Origin of the sequence: Parasphingorhabdus sp. JC815 (assembly GCF_040717415.1) — a bacterium.
In the GTDB taxonomy this organism is placed as follows: Bacteria; Pseudomonadota; Alphaproteobacteria; order Sphingomonadales; family Sphingomonadaceae; genus Parasphingorhabdus.
On the sequence record NZ_JBFEFM010000002.1, the window covers coordinates 143160 to 168949 of the forward strand.

The 25790-nt window shown below is 50.2% G+C and carries 23 protein-coding genes; 10 read left to right on the forward strand and 13 right to left on the reverse strand.

Features of this window, described 5'->3' with window-relative positions:
• Positions 1-48: 48 nt before the first annotated feature.
• Positions 49-1089, forward strand: a complete 1041-nt coding sequence (locus AB1K62_RS06505; protein ID WP_367002278.1) for a CaiB/BaiF CoA-transferase family protein — start codon at positions 49-51, stop codon at positions 1087-1089.
• A 32-nt stretch (positions 1090-1121) separates the two neighbouring features.
• Here the strand turns inward: AB1K62_RS06505 and AB1K62_RS06510 are convergent, their stop codons facing one another.
• Genes AB1K62_RS06510 through AB1K62_RS06520 form a run of 3 tightly spaced genes read right to left on the reverse strand, consistent with a single transcriptional unit; the run spans position 1122 to position 4298 of the window.
• Positions 1122-1880 (reverse strand): LytTR family DNA-binding domain-containing protein, encoded by a 759-nt coding sequence (locus tag AB1K62_RS06510; protein ID WP_367002279.1) that lies wholly within the window; start codon positions 1878-1880, stop codon positions 1122-1124.
• Entirely contained in the window at positions 1877-3037 is a 1161-nt protein-coding gene (locus AB1K62_RS06515; RefSeq protein ID WP_367002281.1) for a histidine kinase, read from the reverse strand. The genes AB1K62_RS06510 and AB1K62_RS06515 overlap by 4 nt, the downstream gene beginning before the upstream one ends.
• Positions 3038-3041: 4 nt before the next feature.
• A complete protein-coding gene (locus AB1K62_RS06520) occupies positions 3042-4298 on the reverse strand; it encodes a DUF2891 domain-containing protein (protein WP_367002282.1) in 1257 nt (418 codons plus the stop codon).
• Between the two features lie 163 nt (positions 4299-4461).
• On the opposite strand from AB1K62_RS06520, the gene AB1K62_RS06525 reads away from it, so the two are divergent.
• The 5 genes from AB1K62_RS06525 to AB1K62_RS06545 all read left to right on the forward strand — a co-directional run bounded on the left by AB1K62_RS06525 (position 4462) and on the right by AB1K62_RS06545 (position 9672).
• Complete coding sequence (locus AB1K62_RS06525) at positions 4462-5766, forward strand: MATE family efflux transporter (protein WP_367002283.1); 1305 nt, start codon at positions 4462-4464, stop codon at positions 5764-5766.
• Between the two features lie 231 nt (positions 5767-5997).
• Positions 5998-7248 carry a cell wall hydrolase gene (locus tag AB1K62_RS06530; RefSeq protein WP_367002285.1) on the forward strand — a complete coding sequence of 417 codons (1251 nt, stop codon included), beginning with the start codon at positions 5998-6000 and terminating at the stop codon, positions 7246-7248.
• A 139-nt stretch (positions 7249-7387) separates the two neighbouring features.
• Positions 7388-8761, forward strand: coding sequence for a class II 3-deoxy-7-phosphoheptulonate synthase (locus tag AB1K62_RS06535; protein WP_367002287.1), 1374 nt, complete (start codon positions 7388-7390; stop codon positions 8759-8761).
• A gap of 4 nt (positions 8762-8765) precedes the next feature.
• Positions 8766-8999 carry a hypothetical protein gene (locus AB1K62_RS06540; RefSeq protein ID WP_367002815.1) on the forward strand — a complete coding sequence of 78 codons (234 nt, stop codon included), beginning with the start codon at positions 8766-8768 and terminating at the stop codon, positions 8997-8999.
• A gap of 124 nt (positions 9000-9123) precedes the next feature.
• Positions 9124-9672, forward strand: a complete 549-nt coding sequence (locus AB1K62_RS06545) for a hypothetical protein (protein WP_367002289.1) — start codon at positions 9124-9126, stop codon at positions 9670-9672.
• 18 nt (positions 9673-9690) lie between these two features.
• Here AB1K62_RS06545 and AB1K62_RS06550 read toward each other — a convergent pair whose 3' ends face one another.
• From AB1K62_RS06550 to AB1K62_RS06560, 3 genes are all read right to left on the reverse strand, one after another.
• A complete protein-coding gene (locus tag AB1K62_RS06550; RefSeq protein WP_367002291.1) occupies positions 9691-11976 on the reverse strand; it encodes a CHASE2 domain-containing protein in 2286 nt (761 codons plus the stop codon).
• A 68-nt stretch (positions 11977-12044) separates the two neighbouring features.
• Positions 12045-13298 carry a FecR domain-containing protein gene (locus tag AB1K62_RS06555; protein ID WP_367002293.1) on the reverse strand — a complete coding sequence of 418 codons (1254 nt, stop codon included), beginning with the start codon at positions 13296-13298 and terminating at the stop codon, positions 12045-12047.
• Between the two features lie 125 nt (positions 13299-13423).
• Positions 13424-14119, reverse strand: a complete 696-nt coding sequence (locus AB1K62_RS06560; RefSeq protein WP_367002294.1) for a response regulator transcription factor — start codon at positions 14117-14119, stop codon at positions 13424-13426.
• 472 nt (positions 14120-14591) lie between these two features.
• Here AB1K62_RS06560 and AB1K62_RS06565 point away from each other — a divergent pair, with 472 nt between their 5' ends.
• Positions 14592-15830: a mechanosensitive ion channel family protein gene (locus AB1K62_RS06565; protein ID WP_367002296.1), complete on the forward strand. Its 1239-nt coding sequence runs from the start codon at positions 14592-14594 to the stop codon at positions 15828-15830.
• A 24-nt stretch (positions 15831-15854) separates the two neighbouring features.
• Here AB1K62_RS06565 and AB1K62_RS06570 read toward each other — a convergent pair whose 3' ends face one another.
• The 6 genes from AB1K62_RS06570 to AB1K62_RS06595 form a co-directional block, all read right to left on the reverse strand.
• Positions 15855-16406 (reverse strand): type 1 glutamine amidotransferase domain-containing protein, encoded by a 552-nt coding sequence (locus AB1K62_RS06570; protein WP_367002297.1) that lies wholly within the window; start codon positions 16404-16406, stop codon positions 15855-15857.
• 160 nt (positions 16407-16566) lie between these two features.
• A complete protein-coding gene (locus AB1K62_RS06575) occupies positions 16567-17955 on the reverse strand; it encodes a mechanosensitive ion channel family protein (RefSeq protein WP_367002298.1) in 1389 nt (462 codons plus the stop codon).
• Between the two features lie 102 nt (positions 17956-18057).
• Entirely contained in the window at positions 18058-18561 is a 504-nt protein-coding gene (locus AB1K62_RS06580) for a YetF domain-containing protein (protein WP_367002300.1), read from the reverse strand.
• 84 nt (positions 18562-18645) lie between these two features.
• Positions 18646-18810, reverse strand: coding sequence for a hypothetical protein (locus AB1K62_RS06585; RefSeq protein ID WP_367002301.1), 165 nt, complete (start codon positions 18808-18810; stop codon positions 18646-18648).
• 38 nt (positions 18811-18848) lie between these two features.
• Positions 18849-19235 carry a hypothetical protein gene (locus AB1K62_RS06590; RefSeq protein ID WP_367002303.1) on the reverse strand — a complete coding sequence of 129 codons (387 nt, stop codon included), beginning with the start codon at positions 19233-19235 and terminating at the stop codon, positions 18849-18851.
• Positions 19236-19494: 259 nt separating this feature from the next.
• Positions 19495-20730, reverse strand: a complete 1236-nt coding sequence (locus AB1K62_RS06595; protein ID WP_367002304.1) for a hypothetical protein — start codon at positions 20728-20730, stop codon at positions 19495-19497.
• Positions 20731-20824: 94 nt separating this feature from the next.
• On the opposite strand from AB1K62_RS06595, the gene AB1K62_RS06600 reads away from it, so the two are divergent.
• The gene (locus tag AB1K62_RS06600) at positions 20825-21340 is read left to right on the forward strand and encodes a flavin reductase family protein (RefSeq protein WP_367002306.1); all 516 of its coding nucleotides are present in this window, start codon (positions 20825-20827) and stop codon (positions 21338-21340) included.
• 35 nt (positions 21341-21375) lie between these two features.
• Positions 21376-21813, forward strand: a complete 438-nt coding sequence (locus tag AB1K62_RS06605; protein WP_367002307.1) for a helix-turn-helix domain-containing protein — start codon at positions 21376-21378, stop codon at positions 21811-21813.
• 57 nt (positions 21814-21870) lie between these two features.
• On the opposite strand, the gene AB1K62_RS06610 is transcribed toward AB1K62_RS06605, so the two are convergent.
• On the reverse strand, positions 21871-23253 hold the full coding sequence (locus AB1K62_RS06610; protein ID WP_367002309.1) for a sulfatase-like hydrolase/transferase: 1383 nt from the start codon (positions 23251-23253) through the stop codon (positions 21871-21873).
• A gap of 277 nt (positions 23254-23530) precedes the next feature.
• Between AB1K62_RS06610 and AB1K62_RS06615 the strand changes: the two genes are divergently transcribed.
• A complete protein-coding gene (locus AB1K62_RS06615) occupies positions 23531-25717 on the forward strand; it encodes a TonB-dependent receptor (protein WP_367002311.1) in 2187 nt (728 codons plus the stop codon).
• Positions 25718-25790: the final 73 nt, after the last annotated feature.

Sequence of the window (25790 nt, forward strand, 5' to 3'; positions counted from 1 at the left end):
CACCGCCTGCATAGGACGTTTAATCATTTGATTAAACAGGAGTAGGATATGGCCGGACCACTGGCAGGAATTAACATCGTCGAATTTGCAGGCATTGGTCCAGGGCCATTTTGCGGCATGATGCTCGCGGATCAAGGCGCAAATGTCACTGTTCTGCACCGTCCCGGCGGGGCGCCCGATAGTCGCCTTGCTCTCTCACGCTCCCGCAAACTGGTGGAAGTGGACTTGAAAACCGAAGCGGGGATTCAGCAAGCGCGTGATCTGGTCAAGCAAGCCGACGGTTTGATCGAAGGCTTTCGCCCCGGCGTTATGGAACGGCTTGGCCTTGGCCCGGAGGTCCTGTTGAAAGATAATCCAAAGCTGGTTTTTGGCCGGATGACCGGCTGGGGCCAATATGGGCCGCTGGCTCATGCCGCTGGTCATGACATCAATTATATCTCTATTTCAGGTGCGCTCCACGGCTTTGGCCGCGAGGGCCAAAAACCGACACCGCCGATCAATATGGTTGGCGACTTTGGCGGAGGCGGTATGATGCTGGCGCTGGGCATGGTATCGGCATTGCTACACGCCAAAACCGGCGGAGAAGGTCAGGTTGTCGATTGTGCGATGACCGACGGATCAGCCGCTTTGATGGCCATGATATTCGATTTTCATAATATCGGCCAATGGCGCGATGAACGCGGTGTCAACCTGCTCGATACCGGAGCGCATTTTTATGACACCTATGAAACTTCGGATGGCAAATATATCTCGCTCGGCTCAATCGAACCGCAATTTTACGCGCAGCTACGCAAAGTAGCCGGCTTGGAGGATGATGCGGATTTCGATTCGCAGATGAACCCGAAATCCTGGAAGCCGCTGAAAGAAAAGCTGACGGCCCTGTTCCTGACCAAATCCCGCGATCAATGGTGCGAGCTGATGGAGGGAACGGATATTTGTTTCGCACCTGTCCTGTCATTGAGCGAGGCAAAACAGCATCCTCATAATGTCGAGCGGGAAACCTTTGTCGATGTCGGTGGTCAACTACAGCCCGCCCCGGCACCGCGCTATTCTGTCACCAAATCGGACAAACCAACTCCGCCAGCTTAAAATAAGGTTAGGGCGATAGAAAAGCTGTCGCCCTAACGGTTGGTCGCGCGCATGACGGCTTCAAGATGGCTTGGCCCGATGGTCAGTTCGATATTATTTTCAACCACGATATATTTGCGTCGTCCCTTTCGCCGGATGTCGCGCAAAAAGTCCCGGCGCACCGCAGCAGAACGGTGGATCCGGACAAATAAATCCGGGGGAAGCCGCTCAAGCAAAGACCGCATTGGCTCGTGCACCAGATATGTGCGGTCTGGCAGGCACAGGCGCATATAATCGCGTTCAGCGATAATCCAGCCGATATCCGCGCTGCGTATCTGGACAGCGGCATTTCCGTCCTGCACCCATAGCCAATGGTCATTGGTCAATGGCTGGCTGGCTTTTGGCTGATTGATTTGCTCTCGCCGTTTATGCTGTAAAACCCTGTCGAGAGCCTCTTTTAACAACGCTTCTTTCACAGGTTTCAGCAAATAATCCGTCGCATCAATACGAAAGGCTTCAACCGCATAGCGGCTGTGTGCAGTGGTAAAAATAATCTCCGGATTTTTTCCCAGACATTGGTCGGAGTTCTTACAGCGATATGCTATTTTCATGCCCGATATGTCCGGCATATCAATATCGAGCAAAACCACATCCGGGCATTGCTGCGCCAGAAGGTCCAGTGCTTGTTGCCCTTCATTGGCAACATCAATCCGGTTAATATTATCCATCCGGCTGCATAACGCTTTCATCCGGCGAAGCGCCAAAGGTTCATCATCAACAATCAATATGTCGAGTTTATAATCCTGCTTCATAGCCAATAATCCCCGAAAATCTGTTGTTCATCGGGAATAATTATGGTCGCACTCACTGTTTCATCCGGACCGTTTCCGGTAAACAAACCCGCCGCCGGGCCATAGATAGCCGCCAATCGTTCCCGTATATTGGCCAGCCCCGTTCCGGTCCCTTTTACTTTTGAACCGCTCATCTGCACACGCCCGTCATTTGTAACTACCAATTTCAGGCGATCTGCATCTCTAATTGCTTTGATAGCGATACGAACCGGCACAGATGATTGCGCCACTCCGTGCTTGACCGCATTTTCGATCAGCGGCTGAAGAATAAGCGCGGGTATTTTCCAGTCTCTAACATCTTGGTCGATATCCACAGTGAACCTAAGGCGGCAGGGAAAACGGACCTGCTCGATTTCTAGATAGCGGATTTGCTGGGCAATCTCTTGCTCGACGCTAATCATATCCTCTTTGTCATCATTTAACACAGATCGCATATAATCGGAGATCGCATCGACCAGACGCTCCGCCGGATCATTTTTCTTGTCGATGATCAAAGAGCTGACAGAGTTTAGCGCGTTAAAGAGAAAATGGGGGTTAAGCTGATAGCGCAGCGCGCGCATCTCGCTTTCGCGGGTCAAGCGTTCCAGATTGCGGCTATGGACCAATGCTATCTGTCGGCTACGGTTATTGGCCATGGCCAGATAAATGCCGCCCCAGCCAAGAAATATAAGATAATGAACAAAGGCCGTATCAAAGAAATGCGAAAGCGCCTGATCCAGCGGAATATGATGCACTGCGCTGATATTCTCCATTATTGACCGGGGGTAACCCAATATAAAATTGGTCAGATAAACAGTCGCCAGAGCCAGAAAGACGGTAGGAACCACCAGAATAAAGACCGCAAATGCGGTGCGTTGCTCCACCTGGACCAGCAAGCGATAAAGAAGCCATGTCACCGAAACGGAAATTGCGGCAGTGACGATATAATCCACAAACGGATGGCTGTGATCCGGCGCGCCCCACATCGCTGCACGCAATATATTAACGAGCAGATAAGCGGCCCAGACGCCAAATATGCTCTTTAGCGCAAGGTCTATATTGACCGGAAACAAGTGATGCCAAAAAGGTGAAACTTGCGGGGTCAGGTTATCAGGGTGCGGAATGAAACGCGATGCCATATACTTATTCCGGCAACGCGCTATCTGGTGTGGCAGGCCCTGAATTTGCCCCGGCCTTGCCGATTGCCGTTTCCGGGCGGGTCAGACCACGTTCGGTTCGCCAATATGTCGCAAAGCTGGCTAGCCAATGGCTACCGGCATAATGGGGCGTACGGACCGATTGTTCACCAGCCTCGCCATGCAGTTTTGCCGAAGCGAGCAACGCCGCTTTACGTTTATCGCCGCCGGGCAAAGCCGTTGCGATTCCTTCCAAAGCCCATGCACGCGACAGATTTACACCATCCAGATGGACCAGCTTGCCATCACTGGGATCATTGACAATACCGACCGACAGCCAGTCCTCGCTACCATCCTGCGGGATATTGGGCAGAAACCGGCTTAACCAGTCGGCAAACTCACCCTCGGGCAGCACCCGTCGCATCAGGTCCGCTTCCATTAAACAGGGAGAGAGGAAATCCTCCCCCGAAGGTTCATAGGCGATCGGACAATTGCGGTCATCGCGGTGGAAGTCCAAAGTTTTCTCGGTGACAAGCTGTTCCATTTGCCCGTCACCGCTCGTGCGTGCCCAATCAAGAAACAGCCCGAAAGCAAAAGCAGACTGATTATGCGTGCCCAAGCGGATGGGATAGGCGAGCTTGGGTATCCATGATTTAATCCGGTTTGTAATCACCGATTCCAGCGGCACGAGAGTATCAAGCCATTGCCGGGCCTGATCCGCTTTTGGCCCCTCCCCCGCTGCGATTTCCCTTAATTCCGCAGTCAATTGCAAAAACCACGCAAGGCCGTAAGGCCGTTCGAACGAAGCGCGGTCATTGCCATTGAAATAGGCCAGTTCACCGGCGATTTTCTCTTTGGTAAAATTGGAGGATAAAGCCGCCGCGATCTCCTCATCCATTTCGGGCACAGAACCATTGCCCCACAGACGTGTCAGGAGCCAATGACCATGCACAGCGCTGTGCCAATCAAAACAGCCATAGAAAACCGGCGTCAGTTGCACTGGCTCTTGCACATCATTGGCACTGGACATGACATGGCTGATCTTGTTCGGATATTGCTTGTTGATACAATCCAGCGCGGTTCGCGCATAAGCATGTTCCGGCTTTCGCGGAGCCTGTTCATTTTCAGCGGGGTCGGGCGCGACATTCTTGCGTTCGAAATAGCCTTGTTCCGTCGTATCACGTCTATCATTTTCCTGCTCATCGCCGCTCACCGCGCAGGCCGAAACCATCGTCGCTGCAACAAGCAGAAAATTAAACCGCATGAACATAATTGCTCCCCCACCTTTTTGTTTTAGCATAGAGGGGATTTAAGCTGATAGCAAAACGCTATAGTGTAATTTAGTCCAAGCCCGATTATTCCGGACCTTTCTTTTTCAGGATAATATTATCGCCAGCCAGCCCGCTATATTTCTGACCGGCAGTCCGATGCGCCATATTACGGTCATGACATTGACAGCCAGCATCGGCCTGCTGACGATGTTTATCGTCGATTTTGTCGACCTGCTCTATATCGCGCAATTGGGCGATAATGCACTCACGGCCGCAATGGGCTTTGCCTCTACCATCCTGTTTTTCGGAACCGCATTTAATATCGGCCTGATGATCGCGGCAAGCGCATTGGCAGCGCGCAAAATTGGCCAGGGCGATAGCGCCTATGCCCGCCGCTATCTCACCAATATATTGGCGCTCAGCATGCTGTTGATCGTTCCGCTGGCGGTTATATTTTTTATCTTTGCGCCGCAGATACTCGATCTTGCCGGAGCCAGCGGAACAGCGAAAGCCGCTGCCACCGGCTATATCCGCATTGTTGCTCCATTCATGCCGTTCAGCGTGACGGCCATGGTCTGCTCCGGTTTTTTGCGGGCGCACGGCGCGGCGCGGCGCGCGATGATCGTGACGTTAAGCATGGGCATCGCCAATGCTATACTCGATCCGATTTTCATCTTCGGCTTTGGCCTTGGCATTAACGGCGCGGCCATCGCCACGGCATGCGCCGCGATTGTTTCATCCATATTGGCCGTTGTTCCGATCATCAGACATTATGGCGGTTTTCAGGTATTTTCTTCGCTTCTTTTCCGGGAAGACCTGAAACCTATTATTGCGATCCTGCTCCCGGCGATACTGACCAATGTTGCCACGCCGGTCGGCGGGTTCATTACCTATCGCTACATCGCCAGCTATCCGGACGAGGTTATTGCCGGATTTGCAGTCATGGGCCGGGTGGTGCCAGTTGCATTTTGCCTGCTTTTCTCGCTCTCCGGTGCAGTCGGGCCGATTATCGGACAAAATTTCGGTGCGCTGCAATTTGATCGTATCCGGTTGACGATCAAACAGTCGATGGGCTTTGCCCTTGGTTATACCCTGATAATCTGGCCGGTGCTGATGCTGTTGAACGGCCCGATCAGCGATCTGTTCAATCTGGAGGGAGAGGGCCGCGATGTGTTCTGGCTGTTTGCAGCTTTTCTTGCGCCCTTATTCTTCTTTAACGGTATATTGTTCATCGCCAATGCCACTTGCAACAATCTGGAGCGGCCCCAATGGTCGATGATTATGAACTGGCTACGCAACACGCTTGGCATATTACCGTTTCTATGGATTGGTGATATGCTTTTCGGATTGGAAGGCATTGTGATCGGACCAGCTGTCGGCGGCGTGTTATTTGGCATAATCGGTTATGCTATAACGCGGCATCTGGTCAATTTGCAGGAAGCGAATCACCTGCCGCACTGAATTTGCCAAGCTATATATGAACAAAACAGCCTGATTTAACTGGGGCATTTTAAGGGCAACTTGAGTCTATAAGCCGCCTGTTCCGCGGATTTACTGTGCTAAGCCGTTCACATCCGCCTGCGCTACGTCCCATCTTGAAACACCCTGCTTTTCATTGACGATATAGACACCAATAGACTCTATTCTTCAGGCTTTGGGCCCGCATGGGCGTTTTTCAAGGTTTTGATTATAGTGCGCGTTCCTCCTCCCTATGTGCCGAAACTTGGCAATGGTGGCCCCGCCATTCCCGGTCCGGCGGGATATGTAATCGCGCCCTCACCCGATACGCCTTCTCGCGACGCGCCCTATTTTGACGCGGCCCCCTGGGGCAATGGACCGACGATTGCCACGACTATCAAGCGTGAAGCATCCATAACGGGCTGGCGGATGCCACATGGGCTGGCGTTAAATGCACGCGAGCGGATCTTGCTCTGCCTATTGGTTCTTAGCCTGACGCTCACAGTCATAATCACGCCGCAGGCAAGCCTTGATGCCCATCAATATGTACCCAGCGATCCCGCTTTACAGCCAGTAGAGCGGCCGGAAGAGAATTTCGCTGGTTCCGCTTTTTATTTTCTCGCCCCCGACTATGCGATTTCACAAGATTTCAGCGAAAATGCCCAAGCAGCATCGGCTCCCATGCTCGCGCCCGCTGTGTTTCAAGGGTCGGCAACCGACAATAGCCGCGCGATGCAATGCCTGACGTCAGCAATATATTATGAAGCCGGGCTGGAACCCGATGCAGGACAGCAAGCCGTGGCACAGGTTGTGCTGAACCGGGTGCGCCATCCCAGCTACCCCGCTACCGTCTGCGGCGTGGTATTTCAGGGCAGTGAACGCGTGACCGGATGCCAGTTTTCCTATACTTGTGACGGATCAATGCGCCGCACGCCGTCACTCTTCCATTGGAAGCGGGCGCAAAAAGTCGCGGCTATGGCATTGTCAGGTAAAAGCATATCGCCGGTCGGAACCGCAACACATTATCACACAACCGAAATCCACCCCTATTGGGCTAAAAGCCTGCGTTTCTTGGGAACGATTGGCGCGCACCGTTTTTACAGTTGGCAAGGCAGTGCCGGCAAAGCCAGCGCGTTTAACCAGATCTATCGTGGCGGTGAACCCCTGCCCGGCCCCAATCCGCGCGTTCACAATCTGGCGTCCGCTCCATCGCTTGATCCCATCGCACTGGAAAAGGCCTATGAAGCCGGCCGGCGCAAGGCCGCGGTTAAAGCCCGCGCAGCAGAAGCCATGGCCGCAGATAATGCGCGTAGACACGGTTTGCCGGCTCCCTCCCGCAGCGATCAAGCCCTCTCCTACAACAGGGAAACCAAGCACCATAGCAGTGAAAAATCCTTTACCGAACAGCATTTGCCCGATGATAGCCGGATCAAACCGGAATATCGCAATTCCGGAACCTGGAAAGTGAAACCCGCAGGAGGATAAGCAAATAAAGACCGTCCGGCAGCATGGCGGGTTGGTATCGGACGCAACCATGCCGTGCTTTTGCTTGCCTTTGCCCTTGAAACGGGCCTAAGAGCACCCGATTTGAATTGACAGCTACTAAAGATATTGGAGTGCACAAATGGCGACGAACTGGACGCCGAACGGTTGGAGGAATTTTGAAGGGCTGCAAATGCCTGATTATCCCGATGCAAAGAAGCTCGCGGATACCGAAGAACTGCTTGGTACATATCCCCCACTGGTCTTTGCCGGTGAAGCGCGGAGTCTGAAAGAAGATCTTGCCGAAGTTGCACAAGGTCGGGCCTTTCTGTTGCAAGGCGGTGATTGCGCGGAAAGTTTTGCCGAATTCCACCCCAATAATATCCGCGATACATTTCGGGTCATCCTGCAAATGGCGGTTGTATTAACCTATGCGTCAAAAATGCCGGTGGTAAAGCTGGGCCGCATGGCCGGGCAATTTGCCAAGCCCCGTTCAGCACCGACCGAAACACAAGATGGCATAGAAATGCCCAGCTATCGCGGTGACATTATCAACGGCATCGAATTTGATGAATCTCTTCGTCAACCCGACCCCGACCGGATGATCCGCGCCTATAATCAGGCAGCGGCAACGCTCAACCTGCTGCGGGCCTTTTCCACCGGCGGCTATGCCAATTTGCAAGAAGTCCATGGCTGGACCCATGATTTCATGAGCCGCAGCCCTTGGGCCAAGAAATTCGAAGAAATGGCCGACCGGATTAGCGAAGCACTATCTTTCATGGAAGCGTGCGGGATCAATCCGGACACCGCAACGCAATTGAAAACCACATCTTTCTATACCAGCCATGAAGCGTTGTTGCTTCCGTATGAAGAAGCGTTGACACGGCAGGACAGCCTGACCGGCCAATGGTATGATACCAGCGCCCATTTCCTGTGGATCGGGGATCGCACCCGGTTTGAAGGTTCAGCGCATGTCGAGTTTCTTCGCGGTATTGGCAATCCCATCGGTATGAAATGCGGGCCTTCGCTCAAAGCTGACGATCTGCTTAAAATGCTCGACACGCTCAACCCCAACCGGGAAGCGGGCCGCATTACTCTGATCTCCCGTTTTGGCCATGACAAAATCGAAAGCGGGCTTGCGCCGCTGGTCCGCGCTGTCAAACAGGAAGGTCATCCCGTTATATGGTCCTGTGACCCGATGCACGGCAATGTGATCAAAGCGGATAGCGGATATAAAACACGCCCGTTTGAGCGGATATTGGCTGAGGTTCGCGGCTTCTTTGCGGTCCACCGCGCAGAAGGCACTTTTGCTGGCGGTATTCACTGTGAAATGACCGGCCAGAATGTGACGGAATGCACTGGTGGCGGCGTAGCGATTACAGATGCCTCTTTGGGGGACCGTTATCATACGCATTGTGATCCGCGTCTAAACGCAGCGCAATCGCTGGAACTGGCATTCCTTCTTGCAGAAATGCTCAACCACGAACTTTCCGAGCGATCTAAGGAAGCTGCCTGATCCTATGGCCGAGAAAATTAAGCCAGAGCGAATGCGTCCCGAAGATTATCCGACGGGTGCGTCACCGATGAGCCGTGGCGCCACCTATGTGCGTAAGGAAATTGTCAGCAAGGGCGTCGGCTTTGGCAGCGCTCTTGCCATAGCCATCAGTTTTACGACACATAAGTCAATAATCTGGGCGATTATTCATGGTTTTTTCTCTTGGCTTTATGTCATTTACTATGCGTTGACCCGCTAAATAAGGCGCTGCCCGTTTTGTGATAAAACAGGCTATATATTGCGAGACGACCGCCTAACATCGTGACTTTACCGATCAGGTCCTTATCGGATTGCTCGGTCACTAATGAACCTGAAGGATAGCTATGCGCTGCTTTGCCGTCTTGATGATCCCGATAGTCGCCGCTGTTTCGGGCTGTGTTGGTCCGATTGAAACCCGGATTCAAACACAGGCCGGTCCGGCATTGCCCACGAAAAAAATATATAGCTTCACTGCCAGGCCGGAACAAAATAGCCCTGCCTATCAGACAGCGCGAAAAATAGTTGCCGGCGTGTTGGAAAGTAAAAACTTTGTTGCAACAGAAGACGCCCCGATACGGGTTCATATAGCTTTGGCCAACCGCCCGGCATCCATTGCGATGACTACAGGTGAAAATGATAAGCTCAACGTGATTGCCGAAAAAAAGAAACGCAAACTTTTGCAATCCTGTGATGACAGGGAGCATCGCCTGACCATCACCATGGTTAATATTTTGGATGGATCGGCTTATTATTCCGGCACGGCCGCAGAATATCACTGCAAGGGTTCACTGGAACAATCTTTACCCCATCTGGTGGATGCTGCCCTGTCCGATCTGGGGAAAATTGATAAGCCGATGAATATCAAAACGCGCACCCGTAGCGGGATTGAATAGCCCGGTTATCCAGTCTCATTATCCGGTTGCAAGTTCAGGGGCCAGCGGCAGCAAGACAGTGAACCGCGCACCCCCTTCGCGGGTATTTTCCGCGCTTATAGTGCCGCCGTGACGATCAATAACCGTCGCGACAAAATTCAGGCCCAGCCCGATCCCCTTGATTGCCCCTTTTGCCCCGGCATCATCGCTGGCGAAACGGTCAAACAAATGTTCCAGCATGTCATCGGCGACACCCTCGCCCTGATCCGTAATAGCCACCGAAACAAACAGCTTATTATCAATGCTGATATTACGCAGCACTATATTTATATGACTATTATCAGGAGAATATTTTATCGCATTGTCGATCAGGTTGGCAAACGAGCGGTAAAGGCTGGATGGCTCACCGATGATGAAAGCATCCTCCGACTGATCATCCACCGTGGTTTTAATCCCGCGCTGATTTGCAATCGGCCACAGGCTTTCGCTGGCTTCAATCACAAGATCGGACAGCAATATCGCTTCGCCGGAGAAGTCTTTTGATTTAATTTGCGCCAGACCGACGAAATTATCGGCCAGCGCCAAAGTGCGCCGCGCATGGGATTCTATCCTTTTGACTTGATCGGTCACTTCCATCCCATCCAGCAAAGCCAATATTGCAGCCTGCGGTGATCGCATGTCATGGGAGAGAAGTTGCAAGACTTCTTCACGCTCCTGCGCCGCATTGGCAACTTCGGTAATATCGGCCAGATAATGGATATGTCCGCGAAGTTCGCCTTTATTCGACATCACTCGCGCGCGGCGTAATGCATAGACCTCCCCGTTTCGGGATGTGAAATTCACAAAGTCATGTTCCTGCATTTCATGATTCAGATTCACATATTCTCTGACATCATCCAAATTTTCCGGTGCAACAAAACGCTCCATCATATCATCGAGAGCCAGATCTTGCGTCCCGACACCGCTTTTGGCGAGTTTGTTGACGAATATCACGTTCTCATGCAAATCCGTAATGAACATCGGGTCGGGCAAATTGTTCAGCGCATCAGAAATGAAACGGCGCAAGTCGCGGACATGCTTAATCGCATGGGCCAGTTCCTCAGCCTGTTCCGTCACCAGATCGACCGGCCCAAGCGATGGCTGCAAGACCGGAATATCTGGCGTATCACTGCGATAGTTTTTCAATTCATTATCCATGAAATCGCTGGTCGCCTGCAACCTTCGCCAGCCCCAGACCGGATATACCAGTGCCAAACCGACCAGCGCAGCACCAGGCGCGAACCATATCCGGAAGGACAATAGCACTGCACTCGTCGTCAAAATTACCATCACCAGGCCCAACGAAATAAAAATCGTGGTGCGAGGCCGCCATCGCCAAAATCCGATCAGCAAAACCCAGGTTGGTATCAATGCCAATATGATCCGGGTTCCCTGCGATACTGGCGTGATAAAATTATCCGCCATGATAGCACCCAGCATATTGGCCATAATTTCTACGCCCGCCATAGGCCCGCCATCACCGAGCGGCACAGAATGCTGATCCCCTAATCCTTGAGCTGTAGCACCAACCAATATGATCCTATCCCGCAAAAAATCGGTGGGAATTTCTCCATTAACTACAGCCGCATAAGGAATCTGTGAAAATGCACCTCGGGCTGCATAGGGGATGAGTAGCGGCTGACCGCAATAGTCCAGACGCGCATATGCTTGCGAAGTGCGGCCACTCACACTGCGGTAGACCTGTTCCATCAAATGCGTCCAATGGCCCGGGGACTTAGCCTGATTACCTGTTTTATCTGTGTCTCTACCAAAACAAAGTGCGGTCCGGCGCACCACAGCGTCGCGGTCAAATAACAGGTTTACATGTCCGACACCGCTGGCGGCCTCTTCAAATGGCGCGATAGGTTTCTTGATATAAAATGCTGCGCCGTTCCGGCCAGGAAAAACAAAATGCACCGGTAAAAACAGATTTTCATTTTTGGCCGCAGCATTGGCAAAAGCAATATCCTCTTGCGGATCGCCGGGTTCGCTTAACAATATATCAAAGGCAACGGCCTTTGGTTCTGCCTGAGCCAATATATCCAGCAATTCGGCATGGCGACTGCGCGGCCATGGCCATTTGCCGAAATTTTCCAGACTGTCCTCATCGACCGAGATAATCAAAATATCTTGCGATGCTGCTGGCCGGTCATATTCCGACAATTGATCATAGATTAGATGATCAAAACCGGAGAGGCTATTCCAATGGATCAAACCGGCGACAATAAGCGAAGCCGCCATCGCCACACCAGCCCATTCAATGCCCAGACGGCGGCGCAGTTTCATTGATAATCCGCTCTCCAATTAAGGCTATACAGGCCGGCTCATACCATGAAGTGGTTAACCGGTTTCGACTAGCCAGCCACTATCAATTTTTCAAAATCGGTCCATTTCTGAAAAGCCTCTTCTTCGGGGTCCGGGGAATATTGTGTTACACCCACACGCCAATAATACGTGCCATCAGGCAGGTCGGACAAGGTGATAGTCTCGGATGATAATCCCGCTTCATCAACCACCGGAATGGAGTTTTCATCGTTAAGAAAGAGCTGGAAACGATAAACACGCTTACCCTTGCCAGCACCTGCCCATTTGAAGCGATAACCAAAATCATCTTTGACAGCGCTACCGCTTAATGTGCTGAGTTGGCGCTTGAAAGAGTAGCTGGCTGGCATGCCCTCAAAACCATTGGGACCAAAAGCTGTAATTTTGGCAAAATATTGGCCATCCGCAATGCCGGGCAATTGTATCTTTTCGCCATTTTCTAGCTGTTCCGCGATAACATCAACGAAACCCGCGTCTGTTGAGATCAAAATGCGATGCGCCGTAGCCGCGCCACGCGGTTCGACTGCAAATTCCAGCATGTCTTCCGATTGAACCTTGGCCGGTTCCAGAAGTTGCGGAGGCGTCAGCAAATCGGCCTTATACAATTCACCACTAGCATTAGCCGCAGCACCCGTTCCGGCGGGAATTGACACAGCCCCGCTATCCGAAAAGGTTTCGCCTGCTGCAACGTCAACCACGCCTTCAACTGTCTCTGAATAGACGGTTCCGCTGTTCTCATCGACCCGGGTCCTATAATCGGTGCCCCGCACAGCCGATACTGCGACTGGCGTGCGAACCCGGTAGCGGTCTGATCCCTTGTCAAAAGGAGCCACCTTTGATCGTAAGCGGCCCCGGTCAACCGCCAATTCGTAATCCACACTGTCGGTTAAGAGAATATGGCGCAGCCGGGTAATCCGCATCTTGCTATTAGAGGGCATGGAAATCCGCGATCCGTCTTCCAGTTGAAGCGCTAGAAAGCTGCCTGATGAGGTTGCAAGAACACTGCCTTCGGGAATATTCATACCTGCTACCGGCTTTATCGTCCGACCTTCATGGCCAATGGAAATCTTTCCGCGATAAGCAGCCAAACTGGCCTCGCTAGGACGGTATTTCAGCAGATTGAACGGGATTGCTATTTTTTTGCCTATCGGAAGAAGCCTTGGGCTATCTATGCGGTTGATGCGCTGAACCGTTATATAATCATTATGTCCACGCAGATATTTCTGTGCCAAATCAACCAGAGTGTCACCGCGTTTGATAATATATTCTATATGGTCATCCCCCACATTACCCCGCGCATAAGCAATATTGGGAAATAGAAATGTCGGAAAAGCAACTAAGATAATTAGACAAAAATATATAATATGTGAGCAAGTGAAATATTTGTGTCTATCTTGTCCAAGGGTCATATTCATACAGCGTTGCTCAATGTCTCCAGTCTGTAACCATATCCGAACACTGTGAAAATTCGAAACCCGTTCTCCGGCTTCAAAGACAATTTCGATCGCACACGCGAAACATGCATGTCGAGCGTCCGGGTGGTCAGATGCGCATTGGTGCGCCAGACGGTTTCCATGATATAACGGCGCGACAAAGTTCGATCGCGGTTGCGGAACATTAAATCGGTCAATTCAAATTCTTTTGCCGTTAGCGAGATTTCATTTTGCTTATGTCTAACCTTCTGCTCGATCCGGTCCAGTATATACTCCCCATATTGCGCGGTCGTTTCCATAGCGGCTGCGCCATTGCTGCGTCGCAGGATCGCGTTGATCCGAGCAGCGATTACATCGGGGTCTTCCGGTTTGGTGACATAATCATCAGCGCCGGCATTTAATGCTTCGCTGATATCCTGTTTAGCGGTGCGACTCGTCATCATCATGACAGGCGGGCTGTCATCGATCGCCTCTTTCATCCATTTCAGGATCTCTAATCCGGTTTTACCCGGTATATTCCAATCCAATATCACCAGATCAAAAGTATCCCGCAGCAATGCATTGCTCAATGAATCACCATCATTGAAGCCCACAAACACGCAATCCTGCTTTTCAACGATCTTTCCCAAAAACTCGACAACTTCTTTATCATCGTCAGCGATAGCAATACGCATTCACATTCCCCGTAGCGTGCAGCAAGCTAATCATAGCCGCTACATGTCAAATATACTGTATTTCATTCATCTAGCGGCATGTTTGCGAGTTTTACCAGCGCTGCAGCCGCGATTTTACATAGGTTTACACAATTTCCTACCATTTTGGTCCATTTTGCATAATCGGCCAACAATTTTTAAATCCTATATGCCGGTGCGGACCATTTTCCCCCCACTAAATCGTAGTAACGCAGCACGCTCTTGATTCGATCCAGTGCTCAACGTAGCGGCAGCCTAGATCCGAAAAACATCCGGAGGAGCAGATGACTGATGGCACCCTGCGCGACCCGCTGAAAAAGGGCCGAATATCCAGATTGGTGCGGAACACGAACAGCCATGCTGTCGTTGACACAGGCTGAGACATCGGCCACGAATTGAGCATCACGTCACTCGCTCACTTCAGGAGATAGAGCCCGCTGCCGGGTATAACGCTATGCGCCAATTTACGACTGAAAGCCGTTTGATTACTGAAGTTTTCCCGTTTCTCACCGATCTACCGAATTGGGTCGAAACGCTGATGGGCCTCGGCATTCTTGTGCTTGTTGCGTGGATAGCTAATTTTATTGTCAAACACATCGTTCTGCGGATCGCTACACGTTGGCTGCAACGCGATAATCTTAGCCCGCTTCCGGTTGTATCGCGCTTTGCCAATGTGGTGCCTGCGCTCATTATATCGAACGGCATCAATCTGGTCCCGCACTTGCCGCCTACGGTCATCACTGTGATTAGCAATGTGGTTGCCGCTTCAATCATACTTTTTATCGGCATGGCGTTCAGCAAGGTTCTAACTCTCGCCCAGGAAGTCTACGAGCAGCGGCCCGATTCTGCGACCCGGCCAATCAAGGGCTATGTGCAGATGCTCAAGATTGTCCTCTATGCAGGCGTCGGGATACTCATCATCGCCAAACTTATGGACGAGTCACCGCTCCTCCTTCTTTCGGGTATTGGCGCAATGGCGGCGGTTGTGCTGCTGGTATTTAAAGACACGATCCTCTCTCTTGTTGCCTCGGTCCAACTTACCTCAAACGATATGCTTCGCGTGGGTGACTGGATTGAAATGCCAGCATTAAATGCTGATGGCGACGTGATCGACATTGCACTGCACACAGTCAAAGTGCAGAATTGGGACAAGACGATCACGACCATTCCGACCCATCGGCTGATATCCGAGAGTTTTAAAAACTGGCGCGGTATGAGCGAGTCAGGCGGACGAAGAATCAAACGCTCTATCTTCATCGACCAGAATGGAATCCGTTTCCTTACGGACGAAGAAAAGGAAGATTTGCACCGGTTTCACCTCCTCGACGAATATCTCGGCCAGAAGAAGACCGAGCTTGCGAAATGGAATGCGACGATCGAAAAAGCTGGCCGGGATCCGGTCAATAGCCGCCGCGTTACCAATATTGGCACATTTCGCGCCTATGTCATCGAATATCTTCGTGCCCACGCTGACATCGCCAAGGGCATGACCTTGCTGGTGCGCCAACTTGACCCGACATCAAAAGGCCTACCCATTGAAATCTATTGCTTCACGAACACGACCAACTGGACGGCCTATGAGGGCATCCAGTCGGACATTTTTGATCATATGCTCGCGATTTTACCCGAGTTCGGCCTTCGCCCTTTTCAGGAACCAAGCGGGCTTGATTTGCAAAAGCGCCTTTCGGCATAAAGTTGCGGCGCTTTTACGGTCTATTCAGCGGGCATGCTGACCTTCACGCACCTCTTCTATGATCTTGTTACAAAAAGCATCAAGATCGTCGGGACTACGTGAGGTAATGATGCCATTATCGACAATGACTTCGCTGTCCTCCCATTGTGCACCCGCGTTTATCATGTCGGTTTTCACCGAGTGATAGCTGGTCATTTTACGGTTCTTCACAATATCAGCTTCAATAAGCAGCCAAGGTGCGTGGCAAATGGCTGCTATAGGCTTGCCCGCATTGAAAAATGCTTTCACAAAATCAATCGCCTTGCTTTCAACGCGAAGCAGATCGGGGTTTATCTGACCGCCCGGTAGAACAAGCGCATCAAAATTTTCCTCATTCGCTTCATCGAGTGTCATATCAACGGACACGCTTTCGCCCCAGTCTTTCTTGTCCCAGCTTTTGATTTCACCTGCTTCCAACGAGACGATAGTTACCGTTGCGCCGGCTTCCGATAATTGTTTCCGCGGTTCAAAAAGCTCTGATTTTTCAAAACCGTCTGTTGAGAGAATGGCAATTTTTGCGTTTGAAATATTGGTCATTTACCTAATTCCTTTGGTTAATGGTTACTTCATACAACGGCCATAACCGCATAATCGTTCCAATAATTGCCCACGCACCTTATGAAGGAATATTCCGTCTGCCCGATATCGTCATCCGACTATAATCCTGAGAATATTGAAGCCACGAATATTAATTCATTCACTCTATTGGCCGATCCTCATCGAGCATATCCTGTTCCTGATTGCTCTGACGCTCGTCATTAACTTTTTCCTCAATATCCTTATCGATCGACACATCATCATGTGTCTTCAATATTTCTGTACGAGGCTGCGGTTTCGATTCATTTGCTGAAATGCTTTGCGTACCACGTGCAATTTCCAACGGGCTTCCGCTGTCAAAACGCAGGCGGTATATTGGTTCCGGCAAACCAAAGCCTTGCGCTTCAAGAGTGATTTTTACCGCACGGATCGCTGCGCTGCGCGCCTTGAACCAATCGGTTTCATTTTGATCAACCCAGGCAACAAAGCGCAGCATGATATTACTGTCACCCACCTCTTCCAGACGGCCACCCGGTGCAGGATCTTTAAGAACAAAAGGTAATGCGAGAAGACATTCCGTGCCCACCTTAGTCGCTATCCCGGGATCATCGTCAGCATCGACACCCAATATGAAATCGAAACGGCGCTCGGGATTGCGGGAATAGTTCAATATTTCTGCCCTGAAGACAGTGCTATTGGGAATACGCAGGTGATTTCCGTCTAACGTCATCAAAATGGTCGCGCGGCTCGTAAGACGTAACACCCTGCCTTCCCGATCACCGATCACCACATGATCATTGGCGCGAAAAGGTTGCCGGATGGAAAGCATTAACGAGCTGATATAATTGTCGACAGTATCCTTGATAGCAAAACCCAGCGCAAGGCCGATAAGTCCTGCTGACCCTAATATGGCACCGATCAAAGTCGTAGCGCCTAACAAATCGAGGGCAATGACGATGCCGATAAGCGTCAATAGCAGTCGTACCGTAGTCGCCAGCAGATCTGCGAGAAAAATATTAGGCGATACACGCGACCAAAATCTTTTGGCGCGCGCGACAAGGCTACCCAAAAGCCAGAATATTATAATGATGACAATTGCGATTCCCAGTAAAGGCAAAAGCTGCACCAACTGTTGAATGCGCTCGTTCAATTGCTCCATAACCGGAGCCAGATTGCGTGATACATCAGCGTCGCGCGTCAGGCTATTTTGTACGGCAACCACACCGTCAACACGCAATGCAATCTGTTCGGCACGCGTAATATCTCCGGGCTTGGCCAGCGAACCGGATAGCGACACAACACCGGAATCTACCGCTACCACGGTCTTTTCCAGTCCTTTTAATTCTTGATAAATGCCCTGTAATCGCCGGGCAATAGCCTCGTCTGTCGTGCCGTTGTCCGACGTAGAAATTGCAGATGACTTATCATCGCCGGTCACCGACTGAGCAGCATTTTCTTCAGTGTCACCAATCGAAGGAAAGCTTTGCGCTGACAATGGAACGACAGGATAGCCAAGAATGAGCATGGCTATGATTATTGCTATCTTCATAGTCTGCGTTCCTTTGACTTCTCAGGATATAGCCGTTGCCTCTATAAAAACACGCAACTACGTGCCAAAGACACGGGTCTGCCTAGCAGCAAAACCATCCGATTACTCAGGCAATATAGCTTGATCTGCCTTATCACCATGTAAAACCGATATGTCTCCGGTCGTTTCCAATACCACGGCATGCACTTTTGACAGATTCAAGGCATTTGCCTCGCGAAGTTTACCATAAACATCAGAACGTGTGACCCGCGTTATTTTAAGATTTTCGTCCAGAAACTGGCCGTTTTTCATTAAAACCACAGGTTCATTGGCGAGCCATCTAAAAAGTTGGGGGAAGTGAATCCGCATTTTAGCGACAAGATATTGCGAACCAAGTAAAGCGCTAATGGCACCTATAGATTGTATAAATGATGTCCATTTTTCCACAGTAACGGCGTTCGCCAAAAGGGAACCAGTTGCTATTGTTACCACAAAATCAAAAGCTGCCATTTTGGAAAACGAGCGCAACCCGATCAGGCGCACATTTAAAACCACCCAGAGCAGTGCAACTGGCCCCAGAAGCAATATACGCAGAAAAAGGTCGATTTGTGCGTCACCACTAAACATTATGGCAACTGCCCTTGAAAGCCAGGCCCGAATTCATCTTAGTGTAACAACAGATTGCGACATTCATATATTATATGCTTTTCGCTAGGCTTGCTCCGCGCTGCCATCAATTGATCCCGTCAATTCTCCGGAACCAGAACTGTCGTTTTCAGATTTATCCTGAAATTTCTTCATCACTGTACGGACAGCTACTGAGACAGCGGCGGCGGTAAGTGTTCTCCAGAAATACCTCTTATGCTTTTTTTTCATTTTATCCTGCTCATTATTATAACTACGGTCTGAGTGATTTACGCATCTGCCAGCTTTTGGTTGCATGGGTTATATGAGTATTTTGGCTTCAGTGCTGTGAGGATAGCTAATAATTCTTGAGCAAGATGAGGGTAATGCCATCTAAAGTGGCTACCAAAGCTACCTATCAATCGCGGGAGAATATTGCGGCATATATCTTGATCCCGATATAATAGCAGAGCGCGGAATATCCCAAAAGCACCACCACTCCAATGATAGTGCCCACGGTTCCGCCCACCCAGGCAAAAGAAAAAAAAATATACCGATAACGCTTCTATTGGATCGAGGCTTATCGCGGCATTTGAAGGCTTTCCGGCAAAGCTGACCGCAGCTACGGCTAAAATAAAGCCTAATATGGTTGCGCCTAAGCCAAAGATATTTTTCATATAATGTCTGCTATTTTCTACGGTGAGATAAAATGGCCAATATGCTATCTTTTAATAACATATATTGCGGATAGAAAATCCGACAATTCTGAAATATTCAGCATGACTGAACGACAGCTATCAACTTTATTGCAGCTGTATAACAGAACGCTGACGGCCTAATTACCGCCAGCCCGCTTTATGCCAATATTTCCGCCAATCACCAAATTGACTGTTTCCATAGAAGGCAGACATTCGCCTTGCCTGGGCGTTTATAAATCTAGGTCAGTAGTGAATTGGGTTTCAGTCCCATTAAAGCACGTCCGTGTAGCTCTGTGGCAAGATCAAGATCATAGACGACGTGGCTCTGCATGACCTGAACATCACGCAGCAGACGCTGCATCGGATTATCAAGCGCATAGATACTGGACCCAGCCGCTTCACAGCATGTCCGGACCGCTTCTACGCATTGTTGAACGGCAATGGCAATTTCAGCGCGAAGACGAATACGTTCGCTGGTCTGATCTGGCTCGTCAATTTCACCGATCGCTTGTGCTTCTTTCGCAGCCCATCGAATTGTGCGTTCAGCGCTGCGTGCTAGCAGATCAGCGCGCGCTAACCGCATCTGGGCAGCCGGCTTTTCGACGCTGGAGCCATCTGATCCTTTCTTGATATGAACATTCAGCCGCTCCTTCAAAAGCGTAACGGCCTGACGTGCTGCGCCGAGCGCAGGGATTGATGCGGTGATACACAGATTTGGTAGCATCGGGGAACCATATAGTCCCGGTCCGTATATCTCGCGCCCGTTTCCGCGCCCTGACCGAACCTCGGCTGTGGCGAATTGATAATCCTCGGGCACGAAGATGTCATTGACGACAATATCATTGCTACCCGTTGCTGCCATTCCGGACATTTGCCATGTGTCGATTACCTCTGCCTGTTCGGCGGGTAGCAGCATCATTCTAGCGATCGGGGGGCCGTCTTTTTGTGGTTCAAGCGCTTGTACCATGATCCAGTCAGCGTCCATAACAACAGTGCCCCACTTCCAGTGACCCGAAAGCCGGTAGCCACCATCTACTGGAGTTGCCGTACCGGGAGGAAATGCTGCACTGGGAGCGATTATATAAGGTGTTTTTCCCCAAACTTCAGCTTGGGTAGCTTCGGGTAACTGGGCTACGAACCAATTGTGCTCCGCAGCAAAACACGCTGTCCAGCCGGTTGAAGGACATGCCTCTGCGACAGGCAGGGTAGCGCTAATATAAGTATCCGGGTCGAACTCAAGCCCGCCAAACCGACTAGGAACATATATGTAAAAATAGCCGCTTTTGCGTAGCGCATTCCAGACATCAATATCGGGACGACGATTTTCTTCGGCGGAATAGGCCCGTTCAGCTACCAGCGGTTTAAGAGCGATCATGCGCTCGATTAATATTTCGGGGGTGATGGATGAAATTTCTTGTTTAGAAAGAAAATCATCGCCAGCAGGAATAATACGATCAGCTTTGATCTCGGACATGTTGCTCTCCATAATTGGTTAGTTATTGCATAACGGCTGTTATTATAATGTCAATCTAGTTGACATTATTTATGAGTGAAGCCATATTGTTGCTATGACCAAAAACATTGTTCAAAACGAGATCGCTACAGGACTTCGTGACGCTTTGCGCTCATTAGTGCGGCCTGTTGCGGTTATTACCGCCGAACATAATGGACAAAATTTTGCTATGGCAGCCACGGCTTTTTGCGAAGTAAGCATGGATCCGCCTTCAATGTTGGTCTGCGTTAATCGCAGCAATGCAACCTTCTCCGTTATTGCAGAGGGCGCTGACATCGGTTTAAACTTTCTTGCAGATAGCCACGAAGAATTATCAAAGCGGTGCGGTGGCGGTGCTACACAAAATGCGAAATTTGATGTTGGTGACTGGCTATTGGAAGAAGGAAAGCCGCCCCGTCTGGTCGACAGCTGTGCCACGATGGTGCTCTGCCCCACCCAGATTGTGGACCATGGCACCCATGCCGTTGTCATTGGCGAGATCACTGATGTGTCATCGAGTTCCAATCGCGCCCCGCTTTCTTTTCACAATGGCGGCTATATTTTCCCACTCGCAAAATCGGCGTTCAACTAACTTGCGCAATCAAGCGACCTAGGTAATACGGGCGCATGACTGCTAATTTTATGATCATGGACGTAATGCGTGCCTTTTACTGGTTTGACGAAGGCCTGCAATCGGCGCTGAAGGCGCGAGGTTGGCAAAGCATCTCACGTAGCCAATCAATCATGCTTGCCAATATTGCGCTGGATATAAAACGCCCAGCAGACCTTGCCCGGAATTTGGGTATTTCACGACAAGCCGTCAGCAAAATGCTGCAAGAAATGACCGAAGATAATTTATTGTCCATTGAAGCAGACCCAAATGACAAGCGCGCTCAGATAGTGAATTTCAGCGAAGAATCAGTTAAGCTTCGTGCAGACGCACTCGAGATTCTCGGAGAGTTGGAGTTGCAGCTTGGGAAGCGTATAGGCGCTGGCTCTCTGAAAGCTTTTCGCAATGCTTTGTCAAAAGATTGGGGCCCACCTCCCCAGATCACCATTTCTTAGCAGCTATATACGCTTTTTTACAGGGCTTGGCTCCGCTATCAATTAAGGGCTGGCCATCTAATATCCAGCAATATTTCCTTTGCCGCGGAACTCGTAACTAAAGCTATTTTCTGGGTAGGGGAGCATTTCCTTATTCCATTTGGCAAAACTGCTTTTCAGATTTGTGAAAATATCCGGATGCTTGTCTTTCAAATTCGCAACTTCACGCGGATCAGCGGCAAGATCAAAGAGAAACTCATGGCCGCTCATCGACAAATATTTCCATGACCCTTTGGCAGCCGCACTTTGATTTTGTGCGTTGTGTCGCCAGAAGAGCGTCCTATCCTGGCCTGTCGTCTTGGATAATAAATTGGGTAACAGGTTAATTCCATCAAGCGGGATTTGATCTCGTGCCTCAATGCCTGCAGCGGCAAGTAGAGTAGGCACCCAATCCATTGTCATATTCGGCAAATCGCTTGTTGTTCCTGCTGGTATGTGACCGGGCCAATGGAAAATCGTCGGAACACGTATTCCGCCTTCCAGCAATTCGCCCTTCATCCCGCGGAATGGCCAAATCTTGGAAAATCTTTCACCGCCGTTATCACTGGTAAAAACAATGATAGTATTATCTGCCTGACCATTGGCATAAAGAGCGTCCATTATGCGCCCCACACCATCGTCGAGACTTTTTACCATAGCAGCATAGGTTGCGTTATTCCCTCCATCATAATGAAAAGAATTTTTAATTTCTGCCGCTATTTCTTCGTCCTCGGGACCTTCCCATGGCCAGTGAGGGGCTGTGTAATGTACGCTGAGTAAAAACGGATTTTGCCTTGCTTTGAAATGTTTCAGTTCACGTAGGCTTTGATTGGTAATCAGATCCGTGAGATAGCCTTGGCGGTGAATTTCTTTTTCACCATCCCACAAGTCATGGGTGAATTTACTATGGATTGTCATTCCATGATCAAAATAATCAGCACCTCCCTGATATATTCCCCAGAACCGGTCATAGCCGCTTTTTAATGGCCCGAATTCCGGTAATCCTCCAAGATGCCACTTACCGACGAGCGATGTGTCATAGCCCGCTTTCTTGAGCAGGTCAGGAAAAGTCAGAACATCAGCAGGTAGTCCAAGCGTGGGATCGACGCCGAGCGGTTCGTCTAATCCACCGGGATAGCGATATTGATATTGCCCGGTCATCAGCGCAAGACGCGTCGGGGAGCATACGCTCGAATTCGCATAGGAGCGCGTCAACGCCATGCCGGATGCTGCGAGCCGGTCAAGATTGGGGGTTTCAAAATCCTCTCTGCCGAAGACGCTCAGGTCAGCGTAGCCGAGATCATCTGCAAGAATGAATATAATATTAGGTGCCTTAGGGCCTTTCGCCCAAAGAGAACTGGCAAGAAGGCCGCTCAGAACGGATGCAGCGCCACCTTTTACAACATTGCGACGTGTGAACATAATAGCTTATCTCTCCTTATCACCTCTCCCACCCAGCTAAAAATATACATCATAAGCGCATATTCAGCTTTTTATTTGCAGACGAGAGACTTGTCCAATTTTGCCTGCATCCCCCCGCTTTATAGCGAAGCAGAGTTATCTTGCAGCCACTGCCGCACCCTAAATAATGTCAACCTACTTTACAACATTCAAATTGCTTATTATGTAAGTTACCAGCATAATTAACCAATGAGAAAACACGCACGACATCGTATCGTGCGTATATGGGAGAAGTCTGTTGATCACTTTTCAAGATACAAAATCTGCGTTTCGCGTCGGCTTATATGCAACGGCTGCATCTTTTTTATTAGCTACACCTGCATTTGGCCAAGATACTGCGAGTGAAAGTGAAGCCGCGTCTGACAATACTATCATTGTGACGGCGCAGAAGCGCGAACAGGATGTCCAGGACGTACCGATCTCGATGGCTGTCCTTTCCGGAGAAACATTGTCGGACATGGGAGTGCAGGATTTTACCGAGCTTGATCAATATGTGCCCAATTTTTATGTTCAGGCAACTCCGGGCAATAATGCTTTCTATATCCGCGGTATCGGCTCAACACCGGGCAACCTGGCGTTTGAGCAAACGGTTGGCCTGTTCGTAGACGGTATTTATGGCGGCCACGCCCGTCAATTCCAAGCGCCGTTTCTGGATGTAGAGCGCGTAGAGGTTCTGCGTGGCCCGCAAGGTGCATTGGTAGGTAAAAATACCAGTGCTGGCGCAATCAGCGTGATTAGCGCCAAGCCAACCGATTATTTTACGGCCTCTCTTGAGGCTAGCCATGAATTTGAATTAGGCGGAACGCGTATTGCCGGAATGGTATCGGGGCCAATCAGTGATGTGGTGAGTGCCCGTATTGCGGCCCAGTATGAAGATACCGACGGATTTATCGAGAATGTCATGCTTGGCGGATTTGAACCAAAGCGAAAATCATTTTTCGCACGCGGATCCCTTCTCATTGATTCCGGCGGCCCTGCAGACCTGTTGATACGGGTTGAAGGGGGTAGTGTTGATTTGACCGGCACTGCAACAGAAGGCTTGGCTACCCCTAGCGATCCTGATCTTAAGCGTGCAACATCCGGCTTTCCCGGGTTCGTGGATAAGGATTTTGACGACACCAACACATTTAATGCATCTGCAACCGCTAATTTCGAGATTGGGGAGCATGTGCTCACATCAATCACGGGGTTCTCATCTTATGATTTCGAAAAGCGGCTTGATTCAGATTTTGGCCCCGCTCCGTTGTTTGGATCTTTATTTGCAGAAGATTTTTCCCAGTTTTCTCAGGAAATTCGCCTAGCCTCACCCGCAGGGAAACGGCTGGAATATATCTTAGGAGCCTATGCCCATATAAACGATTATGATCTGAGGGGTCAGACAGCAATTGCTTTCGGCCCGTTTAATGGTTCATCGGAGCGAGTGTTCCGTCAAGAAAATACGGCGATCTCTGCGTTCGGCAGTATGACCTTTCATATGACCGATGCGTTGCGGCTTATCGGTAGCCTGCGTTACACATATGATCGGAAAACCGCCGAGCAGGAGCGCACCAATACCGGAACCGTCATTCCTTCATGGCTAGATACACCTTTGTCAGGTCGCCGTGTCGAAAGGGAATGGGACCCATCTGTAGCGATTCAATATGATGTCACTCCGGATATTATGGCCTATATATCTTATGGACAGGGATCAAAAGCCGGTGGCTTTATCGGCGCGCAATCAACTACCACGCCGGCCCAATTCGAAATTCTGCCAGAGTCTGCCGAAACATATGAAGCGGGACTGAAAGCAGCGGTTCTTGACCGGTCACTACGTTTTAATGTCGCAGTTTACCGCACGACGTTCAAAGATCTGCAAGTGTCATCATTCGATGCAATAACCAATTCATTCATTACATCCAATGCGGGTAAGGCCAGAAGCCAAGGTGTCGAGGGTGACTTCACGTTCGACATTCTTACGGGCGTTTCACTGACAGGATCGGTGGCGTATCTCGATGCAAAATATCTGGACTTTCCGGGCGCATCATGTTCTTTCACAAACCCTGGTTGTGTCCCGGCGAATAATAATGCGGCGGGCAGCCGCCTGCCCCGCGCTCCAAAATGGAGCGGGACTTTCGGCCTCAATGTCGAGCAGCCAATTACCGACTCGGTCAATTTCATCGCTGGTGGCACTATGAGCTTCCGAAGCTTCTCGTTCCTGGAAGAATCTTTCAATCCAGCAGCTGGACAGGAGGCTTATCAAAAAATTGATCTTCGTGCAGGTGTCCAGTCGAGTGATAAACGTTGGGAACTGGCTGTCATCGGTAAAAATATCACCAATGAAATCACCGCATCCCACGCGTTCAATACGCCCCTGTCTCCTGGTCTGATCGGCAAATATATTCAGCCCCCCCGGACAATTGCGGTACAGGCTAAGTTCAAATATTGATTTCCTATGATGTAATTCTTGGATGAGTTAATATGTTCAGGAATTAAGCGATAGGTTCGTAGATAAGCCGGTC

Bases quoted from the DNA above. Each gene is read 5' to 3' on its own strand.
- AB1K62_RS06505 (WP_367002278.1), top strand. From the start codon at position 49: ATGGCCGGACCACTGGCAGGAATTAACATCGTCGAATTTGCAGGCATT.
- AB1K62_RS06510 (WP_367002279.1), bottom strand. From the start codon at position 1,880: ATGAAGCAGGATTATAAACTCGACATATTGATTGTTGATGATGAACCT.
- AB1K62_RS06515 (WP_367002281.1), bottom strand. From the start codon at position 3,037: ATGGCATCGCGTTTCATTCCGCACCCTGATAACCTGACCCCGCAAGTT.
- AB1K62_RS06520 (WP_367002282.1), bottom strand. From the start codon at position 4,298: ATGCGGTTTAATTTTCTGCTTGTTGCAGCGACGATGGTTTCGGCCTGC.
- AB1K62_RS06525 (WP_367002283.1), top strand. From the start codon at position 4,462: ATGCGCCATATTACGGTCATGACATTGACAGCCAGCATCGGCCTGCTG.
- AB1K62_RS06535 (WP_367002287.1), top strand. From the start codon at position 7,388: ATGGCGACGAACTGGACGCCGAACGGTTGGAGGAATTTTGAAGGGCTG.
- AB1K62_RS06540 (WP_367002815.1), top strand. From the start codon at position 8,766: ATGGCCGAGAAAATTAAGCCAGAGCGAATGCGTCCCGAAGATTATCCG.
- AB1K62_RS06545 (WP_367002289.1), top strand. From the start codon at position 9,124: ATGCGCTGCTTTGCCGTCTTGATGATCCCGATAGTCGCCGCTGTTTCG.
- AB1K62_RS06550 (WP_367002291.1), bottom strand. From the start codon at position 11,976: ATGAAACTGCGCCGCCGTCTGGGCATTGAATGGGCTGGTGTGGCGATG.
- AB1K62_RS06560 (WP_367002294.1), bottom strand. From the start codon at position 14,119: ATGCGTATTGCTATCGCTGACGATGATAAAGAAGTTGTCGAGTTTTTG.
- AB1K62_RS06565 (WP_367002296.1), top strand. From the start codon at position 14,592: ATGCGCCAATTTACGACTGAAAGCCGTTTGATTACTGAAGTTTTCCCG.
- AB1K62_RS06570 (WP_367002297.1), bottom strand. From the start codon at position 16,406: ATGACCAATATTTCAAACGCAAAAATTGCCATTCTCTCAACAGACGGT.
- AB1K62_RS06575 (WP_367002298.1), bottom strand. From the start codon at position 17,955: ATGAAGATAGCAATAATCATAGCCATGCTCATTCTTGGCTATCCTGTC.
- AB1K62_RS06580 (WP_367002300.1), bottom strand. From the start codon at position 18,561: ATGTTTAGTGGTGACGCACAAATCGACCTTTTTCTGCGTATATTGCTT.
- AB1K62_RS06585 (WP_367002301.1), bottom strand. From the start codon at position 18,810: ATGAAAAAAAAGCATAAGAGGTATTTCTGGAGAACACTTACCGCCGCC.
- AB1K62_RS06590 (WP_367002303.1), bottom strand. From the start codon at position 19,235: ATGAAAAATATCTTTGGCTTAGGCGCAACCATATTAGGCTTTATTTTA.
- AB1K62_RS06595 (WP_367002304.1), bottom strand. From the start codon at position 20,730: ATGTCCGAGATCAAAGCTGATCGTATTATTCCTGCTGGCGATGATTTT.
- AB1K62_RS06600 (WP_367002306.1), top strand. From the start codon at position 20,825: ATGACCAAAAACATTGTTCAAAACGAGATCGCTACAGGACTTCGTGAC.
- AB1K62_RS06605 (WP_367002307.1), top strand. From the start codon at position 21,376: ATGACTGCTAATTTTATGATCATGGACGTAATGCGTGCCTTTTACTGG.
- AB1K62_RS06610 (WP_367002309.1), bottom strand. From the start codon at position 23,253: ATGTTCACACGTCGCAATGTTGTAAAAGGTGGCGCTGCATCCGTTCTG.